At 67.6% G+C, this 10,846-nt stretch carries 12 protein-coding genes and 2 pseudogenes; 5 read left to right on the plus strand and 9 right to left on the minus strand.

The window, feature by feature from the left end:
* Positions 1-6: 6 nt before the first annotated feature.
* The 5 genes from sigM to C6A87_RS29080 all read left to right on the plus strand — a co-directional run bounded on the left by sigM (position 7) and on the right by C6A87_RS29080 (position 3,949).
* Positions 7-579 (plus strand): RNA polymerase sigma factor SigM, encoded by a 573-nt coding sequence (gene sigM, locus C6A87_RS29060; protein ID WP_311115392.1) that lies wholly within the window; start codon positions 7-9, stop codon positions 577-579.
* A 151-nt stretch (positions 580-730) separates the two neighbouring features.
* Positions 731-1,240 carry a hypothetical protein gene (locus C6A87_RS29065; RefSeq protein ID WP_311115393.1) on the plus strand — a complete coding sequence of 170 codons (510 nt, stop codon included), beginning with the start codon at positions 731-733 and terminating at the stop codon, positions 1,238-1,240.
* Between the two features lie 116 nt (positions 1,241-1,356).
* Positions 1,357-2,352, plus strand: a complete 996-nt coding sequence (gene trxB / locus C6A87_RS29070; RefSeq protein WP_311118130.1) for a thioredoxin-disulfide reductase — start codon at positions 1,357-1,359, stop codon at positions 2,350-2,352.
* Positions 2,349-2,678 carry a thioredoxin gene (gene trxA / locus C6A87_RS29075; RefSeq protein ID WP_311115394.1) on the plus strand — a complete coding sequence of 110 codons (330 nt, stop codon included), beginning with the start codon at positions 2,349-2,351 and terminating at the stop codon, positions 2,676-2,678. The genes trxB and trxA overlap by 4 nt, the downstream gene beginning before the upstream one ends.
* Positions 2,679-2,761: 83 nt before the next feature.
* On the plus strand, positions 2,762-3,949 hold the full coding sequence (locus C6A87_RS29080) for an N-acetylmuramoyl-L-alanine amidase (RefSeq protein WP_311115395.1): 1,188 nt from the start codon (positions 2,762-2,764) through the stop codon (positions 3,947-3,949).
* 10 nt (positions 3,950-3,959) lie between these two features.
* Here C6A87_RS29080 and C6A87_RS29085 read toward each other — a convergent pair whose 3' ends face one another.
* From C6A87_RS29085 to rpmH, 9 genes and pseudogenes are all read right to left on the minus strand, one after another.
* Positions 3,960-4,712 (minus strand): acetyltransferase, encoded by a 753-nt coding sequence (locus C6A87_RS29085; protein WP_311115396.1) that lies wholly within the window; start codon positions 4,710-4,712, stop codon positions 3,960-3,962.
* A 217-nt stretch (positions 4,713-4,929) separates the two neighbouring features.
* Positions 4,930-5,945 (minus strand): annotated as a pseudogene (locus C6A87_RS29090) (ParB/RepB/Spo0J family partition protein).
* Positions 5,942-6,899 (minus strand): annotated as a pseudogene (locus C6A87_RS29095) (ParA family protein). The pseudogenes C6A87_RS29090 and C6A87_RS29095 overlap by 4 nt, the downstream one beginning before the upstream one ends.
* Positions 6,899-7,582 carry a 16S rRNA (guanine(527)-N(7))-methyltransferase RsmG gene (gene rsmG / locus C6A87_RS29100; protein WP_311118131.1) on the minus strand — a complete coding sequence of 228 codons (684 nt, stop codon included), beginning with the start codon at positions 7,580-7,582 and terminating at the stop codon, positions 6,899-6,901. The pseudogene C6A87_RS29095 and the gene rsmG overlap by 1 nt, the downstream one beginning before the upstream one ends.
* A 90-nt stretch (positions 7,583-7,672) precedes the next feature.
* Positions 7,673-8,263 carry a R3H domain-containing nucleic acid-binding protein gene (locus C6A87_RS29105; RefSeq protein WP_311115397.1) on the minus strand — a complete coding sequence of 197 codons (591 nt, stop codon included), beginning with the start codon at positions 8,261-8,263 and terminating at the stop codon, positions 7,673-7,675.
* A gap of 36 nt (positions 8,264-8,299) precedes the next feature.
* Positions 8,300-9,352: a membrane protein insertase YidC gene (gene yidC, locus C6A87_RS29110; RefSeq protein ID WP_311118132.1), complete on the minus strand. Its 1,053-nt coding sequence runs from the start codon at positions 9,350-9,352 to the stop codon at positions 8,300-8,302.
* 43 nt (positions 9,353-9,395) lie between these two features.
* Positions 9,396-9,734 carry a membrane protein insertion efficiency factor YidD gene (gene yidD / locus C6A87_RS29115; protein ID WP_396837140.1) on the minus strand — a complete coding sequence of 113 codons (339 nt, stop codon included), beginning with the start codon at positions 9,732-9,734 and terminating at the stop codon, positions 9,396-9,398.
* Positions 9,722-10,081, minus strand: coding sequence for a ribonuclease P protein component (gene rnpA, locus C6A87_RS29120; protein ID WP_311115399.1), 360 nt, complete (start codon positions 10,079-10,081; stop codon positions 9,722-9,724). The genes yidD and rnpA overlap by 13 nt, the downstream gene beginning before the upstream one ends.
* A 19-nt stretch (positions 10,082-10,100) precedes the next feature.
* Positions 10,101-10,244, minus strand: coding sequence for a 50S ribosomal protein L34 (gene rpmH / locus C6A87_RS29125; RefSeq protein ID WP_003930923.1), 144 nt, complete (start codon positions 10,242-10,244; stop codon positions 10,101-10,103).
* Positions 10,245-10,846: the final 602 nt, after the last annotated feature.

Below are 10,846 nucleotides of genomic sequence, written 5' to 3' on the forward strand. Positions count from 1 at the left end.
TCGGCTGTGGGCATTTTCGGGGACTCGCCGGGCCGGTCCGCCGAGCCGCGCACCGACGCCGAACTACTGAGCGCCCACGTCCACGGCGACCGCTACGCGTTCGAGGAGCTCTTCTACCGCCACCACCGCCAGCTCTACCGGCTGGCACAGCTGACCAGCCGGGACCCCGACGACGCCGCCGACGCGCTGCAGGACGCGATGCTGGCCGCACACCGCACCGCCGCGGCGTTCCGGCACGACTCGGCGGTCACCAGCTGGCTCTACCGCATCGTCGTCAACGCGTGTCTGGACCGCCTGCGACGCAACAGAACCCGAGCCTGCGAGGAACTCGACGACCAGCTCTGCGGCGCTGTCGACCCGACCGGGCACGTGGAGACCGCGATCGTGATCGAGCGGGCGCTGATGCGGCTGCCCGTCGAGCAGCGGGCCGCGGTCGTCGCCGTGGACATGCAGGGCTACAGCGTGGCCGAGACCGCCCGGATGCTCGGGATCGCCGAGGGCACGGTGAAGTCCCGCTGTTCACGGGCCCGGTCCAAACTCGCCGCGTCGCTGCACTACTTCGCCGCCACCGCGGAGTGACCTGCGTCCGTTAGCCTCGAACGATCTGTCGGGCCTAGATCATCGGGAGCGGGATGGACAGCGGCGCGGACCCGGACCGCCACCCCGAGGTGCGCCGCGCGTTGCAGGACCTCCGGGACGATCCGGACAGCGCGCCCGCGGTCCCCCCGAGGTGACCGCCCGGATCGGGGCCGCGCTGCGCACGGCCTCACGCAGCGCCGCCCACACCGCCGCCCGCCCGCGCCTCAGCGGACTGCAACGGGCCGGTCTGGTCGCCGGTGCGGCCGCGGTGATCGCCGGGCTCGTCGTCGGCGCGATCGCGCTGAACCGCGCTCCCGAGCCGGCGTTCCCGGCCGGACCGACCGCATCGCGGATCACCGCCCCCGGTCCCGACCACGGCTTCCCGCTCTCCGACGCCGAGGTGCTGGCCCTGCTCGACCGGGCCCCCGATCTCGGTGCGCTCAGCGAACCCGCTCGCCGGGGTGCGTGCCTGACCGGCCTCGGCTACGCACCCGATGTCGACATTCTCGGCGGCACCCGGCTGCAGATGGCCGGCCGGCCCGCGGTGGTGCTGGTGCTGGACGGCGCGATTCCCTCGCAGTTCTCCGCGGTGGTCGTGCCCGCAACCTGCAACGCCGCACACACCGGACTGCTCGCCGAGACCGCCGTCGCGCGCCCGTGAGGGCGGTCGGGAACACCCGGGCATACCCTGGTGTTTAGTGAACGCGGTTGTTTACACAGCTACGGTTCTGGACAACAACTGCCGCAAGCAGAAAGGCACGCATGACCTCCTCAGACATGACTTCCTCGGACGTCGTCCACGACGTCATCATCATCGGATCCGGTCCGGCCGGGTACACGGCCGCGATCTACGCCGCCCGCGCCCAGCTGCAGCCGCTGGTGTTCGAGGGCAGCCAGTTCGGTGGCGCGCTGATGACGACCACCGAGGTCGAGAACTACCCCGGCTTCCGGGAGGGCATCACCGGACCGGAACTGATGGACCAGATGCGCGAGCAGGCGCTGCGCTTCGGCGCCGACCTGCGCATGGAGGACGTCGACGCCGTCGACCTGACCGGTCCGGTGAAGTCCGTCACCGTCGGCGACGAGACCCACCGCGCCCGCGCGGTGATCCTGGCCATGGGCGCGGCGGCCCGCCACCTCGGCATCCCCGGCGAGGACGCGCTGCTCGGCATGGGCGTGAGCACCTGCGCCACCTGTGACGGCTTCTTCTTCCGCGACCAGGACATCGTCGTGGTCGGCGGTGGCGACTCCGCGATGGAGGAGGCCACCTTCCTGACCCGCTTCGCCCGCAGCGTGACCCTGATCCACCGTCGCGACGAGTTCCGCGCCTCCAAGATCATGCTGGAGCGTGCGCAGGCCAACGAGAAGATCACCATCCTGACCAACACCCAGGTGACCGCGATCGAGGGTGATCCCAAGGTGACCGGCGTGCGGCTGCGCAACACCGTCACGGGCGAGGAGTCCGCGCTCGCGGTGACCGGCGTGTTCGTCGCCGTCGGGCACGACCCGCGATCGGAGCTGGTCCGCGGTCAGGTCGAGGTCGACGACGAGGGCTACGTCAAAGTGCAGGGCCGCACCAGCTACACGTCGATCGACGGTGTGTTCGCCGCAGGCGATCTCGTCGACCACACCTACCGGCAGGCGATCACCGCGGCCGGAAGTGGTTGTGCCGCATCGATCGACGCCGAGCGTTGGCTGGCCGACCATGCCGAGCCGGGCGAAAGAACTTCGACCACAACCGAAGACAGCGACCTGATAGGAGCACAGCAGTGAGCGATGCCAACACGGTCACCGTGACCGACGATTCGTTCTCCGACGACGTCCTGTCGAGCGGCACCCCGGTGCTGGTGGACTTCTGGGCGACCTGGTGCGGCCCGTGCAAGATGGTCGCCCCGGTGCTCGAGGAGATCGCGTCCGAGAAGGCCGGCTCACTGACCGTCGCCAAGCTCGACGTCGACGAGAATCCGGCCACCGCGCGTGATTTCCAGGTGGTGTCCATCCCCACGATGATCCTGTTCAAGGACGGCCAGCCGGTGAAGCGGATCGTCGGCGCCAAAGGCAAGGCGGCACTGCTCCGCGAGCTGTCTGACGTGGTCTGACGCGCTCGGGACGCCGCGAAACGCGGTGTCCCGACGCGCTGGGGTTTTCTCGAAACCCCTCTCAGTCTGAGAGAATCTTGGCTATGTCGAGTCTGCGTCGCGGTGACCGCGGAGGTCCGGTCGCCGAGATCCGGGCCGCTCTTGCCGCCCTCGGCATGCTCGAAAGCGCAGATGAGGACATCATCACCGGCAAGCTCGTCGCCGCGGACATGTTCGACGACGAGCTCGACCGCGCGGTGCGCGCATTTCAGCAACATCGCGGCCTGTTGGTCGACGGCGTCGTCGGCGAGGCCACCTATCGCGCCCTGAAGGAAGCCTCCTACCGCCTCGGCGCGCGCACCCTCAACCACCAGTTCGGTGCGCCCATGTACGGCGACGACGTCGCCACTCTGCAGGCCCGCCTTCAGGATCTCGGGTTCTACACCGGGATGGTCGACGGGCACTTCGGTCTGCAGACCCACAACGCGCTGTCGTCCTATCAGCGTGAGTACGGGCTGTACCCGGACGGCATCTGTGGTCCGGAGACGTTGCGCTCCTTGTACTTTCTCGGCTCCCGGGTCACCGGCGGGTCACCGCACGCGATCCGCGAGGAGGAGTTGGTACGCCGCTCCGGACCTCGGCTGTCCGGTAAGCGCATCATCGTCGATCCCGGGCGTGGCGGGGCGGACCACGGCGTGATCCTCAACGGGCCCAACGGTCCGATCAGCGAGGCAGACATCCTGTGGGACCTGGCCTCGCGGCTGGAAGGCCGCATGACCGCGATCGGCATCGAGACGTTCCTGTCGCGGCCCGCCACCGCGTCTCCGGCCGACGCCGAACGCGCCGCAACCGCCAACACCGTCGGTGCGGACATGATGATCAGCCTGCGGTGTGCCACCCACACCAGCCCCGCCGCCAGTGGTGTCGCGTCGTTCCATTTCGGTAACTCGCACGGATCGGTGTCCACCATCGGACGCAATCTGGCCGATTTCATCCAGCGGGAAGTAGTGGCCCGCACCGGCTTCCGTGATTGCCGCGTGCACGGACGGACCTGGGATCTGCTGCGGCTGACCCGGATGCCGACCGTTCAGGTCGACGTCGGCTACATCACCAATCCCGAGGACCGGGCCAAGCTCGTCTCACCGGCCTCCCGCGACGCATTGGCCGAAGGCATCCTCGCCGCGGTCAAGCGGCTCTATCTGCTCGGCAAGAACGACCGGCCGACCGGCACCTTCACCTTCGCCGAACTGCTCGCACACGAGCTCGCGGTCGAACAATCCCGCCGCGCCTGAGCGAGCTGCGTCAGTCGCAGCGGCCCGCGCCCGCCCCCACCGGCTGCTCGAGCTGCGCGCTCTCCAACAACCGTTCCAGCGCCGCCTCCACGCCGGCCTTCCAGCCCAGTCCCTGCTCGAGCTCGAGCCGCAGCCGGGGGAAGTGTGTGTGGTGCGAAACCACCACGAAGCCGGCGTCCAGCAACAGGTCCGCGTCCACGACGCACTGATCCGCCGAACAGTCGCCGAGGGTTTCCAGCACCGGTCGCACGTCGTCGGGCGCGGCGTTGATGTCGGTCAGGGCTTTGGCCTCGCTGGTCCGGCCGAACGCTTCGAGCGCCCGCACCCCGCGGCGCACCAGGTCTTGGACCACTGCCATCAACAACGCTTGGGACAGATCCCCGGAGGTGCCGTCGCCGGCCTCGACACCCAGGGTCGTCAACAGCACCGCGTCGGCGCTGACCGGTCCGGTCGGAAACCGGGTCGCCCTCGGCACCGACCGCGGCGGCGCGTAGAACGCATAGCCAAGACACGGGTCGTCATCGGAGAACTCGTCGCCGGTCGAGCCGGCAGTGGACGGCCGGTGCTCGACCGCGAGCTGACCGCACGAACCCCATTCGAGCATGACCATCGACAGCCACGCTTCCTTCTCGAACTCGGGGTCGGACAGGTGATCGCCCCGGTCGATAATCGCCGGATCGACCTCCCAGTACACGCAGCGCCGCGCGTGCTTGGGCAGCTGCTCGAACGCCTCGAGCCGAAGGGGCGTGATTCGTGCGTCCACTAGATTTCCCGGTCTCTGCGCCGTCTCGATCCGGACGACTGCCTCTCCAGGATAGAAGGCGGGCGCAACCCGTTGCCGCCGCGGCCGGTGCTGCCGCCCCCATCCGGCACGTTTACCCAATTCTGCTGAGCCAGAACACCTTTGCCGCGACGCCGAAAAAGTCGGGCGGCGACTGCGCCATCTGTGTCACAGTGACGTAATTCGCCGGTGTGGTAGGTCATCGCTCAGACGCGTTCATCAACTCCACAATGCGCTGCAAATCGTCGACGGATCCGAACTCCACGACGATCTTGCCTTTGCGCTTCCCCAGGCTCACCGTCACGCGGGTGTCGAACGCCGTCGACAGCTGCTCGGCGACATCTTGCAGCCCGGGCATCTGGATGGGCTTGCGCCGGGGAGCTGCGGCGGCGCTTCCCCGTTGCGATTGGCGATCGTCACCGCCTCCTCAGTGGCGCGGACCGACAACCCTTCGGCGACGATGCGTGCGGCGAGCTCCTCCTGCGCTTCGGCCCCGGCCTCGAGCGACAACAGCGCACGCGCATGCCCGGCGGAGAGGACCCCGGCGGCCACCCGGCGCTGCACCGCGATCGGCAGGCGCAGCAGCCGGATCATGTTGGTGATGACCGGACGCGAGCGGCCGATCCGGGACGCCAGTTCATCGTGGGTGACGTCGAATTCCTCGAGCAGCTGCTGATACGCCGCGGCCTCTTCGAGCGGGTTCAGCTGAACCCGGTGGATGTTCTCCAACAGCGCATCGCGCAGCATGCTGTCGTCGGCGGTCTCCCGCACGATCGCGGGGATGGTCGCGACGCCTGCCAGCTGTGCCGCGCGCCAGCGCCGCTCCCCCATCACCAGCTGATACCGCGGCGCGGTTTGACCCTCGGTCGCCGGCACCGCGCGCACCACGATCGGCTGCATCAAACCGAACTCACGGATCGAGTGCACCAGCTCGGCCAATGCGTCCTCGTCGAACACCTGGCGGGGCTGACGGGGGTTCGGATCGATCAGCGACGGTGCGATCTCGCGGTACACCGCGCCGACCGGATTCTCGTCCTCCGCCGGGGCGACGGCGGGCGCCGGCTTCTGCGGTGCCCCGCCGAGCACGACGTCGGCCGCGGCCGCCCCCATCTTCGGACCCAGAGTGGCGGGTTCGCCGGTCTCGGCCGGCCCGGTGGGGATCAGTGAGGCGAGGCCCCGACCCAGGCCGCTGCGCTTACGTGCCGCGTTGTTCATCGGTCCCGCCCTTCGTCGTCGCCGCCACGCAGTGCCAGTTCCCGGCTGGCATCGAGATAGCTCATCGCTCCTCGCGACCCCCGGTCATAGTCGATGATCGTCATCCCGTATCCCGGTGCCTCGGACACCTTGACGCTGCGCGGAATCACCGTGCGCAGCACCTTGTCGCCGAAGTGTTCACGGACGTCCATCGCGACCTGATCGGCGAGCTTCGTGCGGCCGTCGTACATGGTGAGCACCACGGTGGTGACGTCGAGTTCCGGGTTCAGGTGCGCCTTGACCATCTCGATGTTGCGCAGCAACTGACCGACCCCCTCCAGTGCGTAGTACTCGCACTGGATCGGGATCAGCACCTCCGGCGCAGCGACGAGCGCGTTGATCGTCAGCAGTCCGAGTGACGGCGGGCAGTCGATGAACACGTAGTCGAAGTCGTAGCGCTTCGAGCTCGCCGAGCGCCGTCCGCAGCCGACCTTCCCGGGCCACCATGCTGACCAGTTCGATCTCCGCACCGGCAAGGTCGATCGTGGCCGGTATGCAGAAGAGGCGCTCGCTGTGCGGGCTGCGCTGAAGCGCGGTCTCCACGGAGATGTCGCCGATCAACACTTCGTACGACGACGGCGTGCCCGGCCGGTGCTCGATGCCCAGGGCGGTGCTGGCGTTGCCCTGCGGGTCGAGGTCGATCACCAGAACCTTCAGTCCCTGCAACGCGAGCGCGGCGGCGATGTTCACCGCGGTGGTGGTCTTGCCCACCCCGCCCTTCTGGTTCGCGATCGTGAACACCCGCTGGCGCTTCGGCTTGGGCAACTGCCCCTCCACGGCCGCCTGCATCAAGCGGACGGCACGGGCCGCCTCGGCGCCGATCGGCGTATCGGCATCCTGCGTCGGCCACGTTTCACGTGAAACATCCGCGGCCGGGGTGGTCTTCGGCGCGCCCGCATCACCCGGTGCAGCCATCACTTGTGCCGCCTTCCCGCTCGTGCCTGCGGGCCCCTCGCTACTTCGACCAAGCCAACGACCACCGTCGCGGGGGGCTCCACGTACTGCGCGCCACATCTCTCCACCTTCACCTTCGACACTCCGAGCGCCGCCATGGCCTTTCGGTGCTGCTGGACTTCCTCATCGGCCCGCTCCCCCTTGATCGCCAGCATTCGGCCGCCGGCCGTCAACAGCGGCGTACTCCACTTGGTCAATTTGTCGAGCGAGGACACGGCCCGGGACACCACCACGTCCGTCGTCCCCACCTCCTCACGCACTGCCCGATCCTCGGCGCGGCCGCGCACCACCGTGCAGTCGATGCCCAACTCCTCGATCGTCTCGCGAAGGAAATCGCTTCGTCGAAGAAGGGGCTCGATCAAGAAGATCTGCACATCGGACCGAGCCAGTGCCAACGGTATCCCGGGCAGCCCGGCACCACTACCGATGTCGGCGATCCGCTCCCCCGAATGGAGGAGCTCGCCGACCACCGCGCAGTTCAAGATGTGGCGATCCCAAAGCCGGTCGACTTCCCGGGGTCCGAGAAGGCCGCGCTCCACGCCGGCTCCGGCCAGGATCTCTGCATAACGGGTGGCCCTGTCGAGTGCGGGCCCGAACACCGCCTCCGCGGCGGGAGGCGGTGGTGGAACGTCCGCATGTTTCACGTGAAACATCCTCCGGCTGTACGCGGCGTTACCACCGACCGACTCCCTTGGCTGGCGGAGAACTACATTGTTGTAACTCTGGGGGACGCGTCAGTCGACGAGAACGACGACGCGCCGCGACGGCTCCACGCCCTCGCTCTCACTGTGCACGCCCTGCACGCCCGCGACCGCGTCGTGCACGATCTTTCGCTCGAACGGGGTCATGGGCGCCAGCTCCTCGCGCTCACCGGTTTCCAGCACCCGGCGGGCGACCTTGTCCCCCAGCGCAGCGAGTTCTTCGCGGCGGCGCTGCCGCCACTGCGCGATGTCCAGCATCAGCCGACTGCGCTCACCGGTCTTCTGGTGCACCGCCAACCGGGTCAGCTCCTGCAGCGCGTCGAGCACCTCGCCCTTGCGGCCGACCAACTTGTTCAGATCGGTGCCGCCGTCGATGCTGACGACCGCGCGGTCCCCCTCGACGTCCAGATCGATATCCCCGTCGAAGTCCAGCAGATCGAGGAGCTCTTCCAGGTAGTCGCCGGCGATCTCGCCCTCAGCGACCAATCGGTCCTCCAGATCCTCCTCCGAGTCCAACGCGTCACCGTCGGTCTGCTCGGCGGCGTCACCCTCGATGACGGTCTCCACGCTCTCCACGACCTCTGCGGTCGTCGCGGCGCCTGCTTCGTTGTCTGTCTCAGTCATTGCCACACCTCTCCTTTGTCCGCGGTCGCCCGCGCGTCAACGTTTCCGCTTCTTGGGCCGCGCGCCGGGCTTCGGAGTGCGATTGCTCGCGCCGTTCTGCGCTGCGGATGTCGGTGAACTCTGCTCGGGTGCCGGCGGCTCGGCGGGAGTCGTCTTATCGCTCGCCGCGGCGGTGTCCGCGGCATCACCGTCGGTCTCTGCGGCCGCGGCAGCCGCAGCGGCCGCCTTCTTCTTGCGGCTCGGCTTGACCCCCGGTGCCGGCGCGTTGGCGGCCCGGCGTTCCAGGGCCTCCTGCTTCGCCTGCTCTTCTTCCTTCTCGATCTTGCCGAACACGTAGTGCTGCTGGGCGAAGGTCCAGATGTTGTTGGCCAGCCAGTACATGATGACCGCCAGGGGCAGGAACGGACCACCGACGACGACGCCCAGCGGGAAGACGTACAGCGCGAGCTTGTTCATCATCGCGGTCTGCGGATTGGCAGCCGCTTCCGGGCTCTGGCGCGAGATCGAGGCCCGGCTGTTGAAGTAGGTCGCGATGCCGGCCAGGATCATGATCGGCACGCCGACCCCGATGACCGCGGCGCGGTTGAATTCGGTGAACGCGTCCAGACCGGTGGTCTGGATCATCGTCGCGCTGAGCGGGGCGCCGAACAGGTTCGCGTCCAGGAAGTTGGCGACGTCGGTCGCGCTGAAGACGTAGTTGCCCGTGGCGCGGTTCTGCTCGACCGTGAGCTGGATCTGGCCGAAGCCGCCCTGGGTCCGGTTGAACGACCGCAACACGTGGAACAGGCCGAGGAACACCGGGATCTGCGCCAGCATCGGGAGACAGCCCAGTATCGGGTTGAATCCGTGTTCCTTCTGCAGCTTCTGCATCTCCAGCGCCATGCGCTGGCGGTCCTTGCCGTACTTCTTCTGCAGCGCCTTGATCTGGGGCTGCAGTTCCTGCATCTGTCGCGTGGTGCGGATCTGCCGAACGAAGGGCTTGTACAGAATCGCGCGCAGGGTGAACACCAGGAACATCACCGACAGCGCCCAGGCGAAGAAGTTGGACGGGCCCAGCAGGAAGGCGAACGCCTTGTACCAGACCCACATGATCGCCGACACCGGGTAATAGATGATGTCGAGGCTGAACCAATTAAACGACACTCGTCTGACTCTTCTCTCGCTCTACCGGGCTCGGCCGGTGGTCGGCTTCGGCACAGGTGTGTTCACCCGTTGCGTCACTGTGACTTTCGCGTTCGGGTATCGGGTCCCATCCTCCGCTATGCCATGGGCCACATTTGAGGAGACGGACCAGGGCCAACCAGCTGCCACGGAAGAAGCCGTATTCGGTCAGCGCATCGACGGCGTACTGACTGCAGGTGGGAGTGAACCGACACGTCGGAAGCCGCAACGGGGAGATCGTGTGGCGGTAGAGCTGGACCAGGAACACCGCGCACCGGGCCGCCCGGGACCGGGTGCTCACGCCCGCGATCCGTTCCGGTCGCTGATCCGCTGCAACGCGGTGCGCAGTTCCTGCTCAAGCCGGGGGGTGATCGCCTCGCGGCTTCTCGGCAGAGCCCGGATCACCATCCAGTCGGAGGGATCGAGGTCGTCGAGGACCGCCCGCGCAGCATGGCGCAGACGGCGGGACACCCGATGACGCTGCACGGCATTGCCGACAGCTTTGGAGACGATCAGACCGACCCGCGGTCCGGGGTCACTCGTCTGGTCAGAACGCAGCGTGTACACCACAAGATCGGGCTGTGCTGCCCGCGTCCCGCGACTCACTGTGGCACCGAACTCGGTCGACCGCGTCATCCGGTTCTGGGCCGGAAGCACCGCGACAGACCTTGCCGGGTCACGCAGTCAGAGAACGACGGCCCTTAGCGCGCCTGGCCGTGACGATCGCACGACCTGCGCGGGTACGCATCCGCAACCGGAATCCGTGCACCTTCGCGCGGCGACGGTTGTTCGGCTGGAAGGTCCGCTTGCCCTTGGCCACGGCAGTCACTCCTTGTTGAGTCTGGCCTCGGCGCCGGTCCGACATGTTCATTCATGTCAGACGTGACGCAGTCGGCCGTTGGTAAGCTCGATCGGTCTCGCAAAGCTAGCCGGCGCGGTCCCCGGCCGGGGCCGGTCGCAGCCGTATCGCCACGTGCGGGCGACTGTTCGAGGGTACTGACGAGAAATCCCTGGGTCAAACCTGGCAGATCGCCCTGACGTGGCGGCCGCCGCACCCCGTCTGACCCCGTCGCCTCCATCACATCGATCACAACTGTCACGTTCGTCTGGAACTATTGGGGCCGACCGCGATTGCGCGTCTCGCAATGTTGCAGAACTGTTGGCACCCGGAGAGAAAACTGTTAGCTTCTGGCAATGCCGATTCCACGCCGGATCGGCGAAAGACAACGAAGCGAGGACGCCCACCCTCCGTCGCGAGCCCACTGACTGCACCGTGATGAGGCCCGGCACTAAGGTGTCCTCGCCGGTAGACAACCAGACGACGACGAGCTTCTTCTTTCCACAACCTGTGGATAACTTTGTGGACAGTTCGTTGTCGTCGTGCAGCACGTCCCCGCAGGGACCACAGAGGGGTGAGCGTCG

It is taken from the genome of Mycobacterium sp. ITM-2016-00317, from assembly GCF_002968295.1.
Taxonomy (GTDB): domain Bacteria; phylum Actinomycetota; class Actinomycetes; order Mycobacteriales; family Mycobacteriaceae; genus Mycobacterium.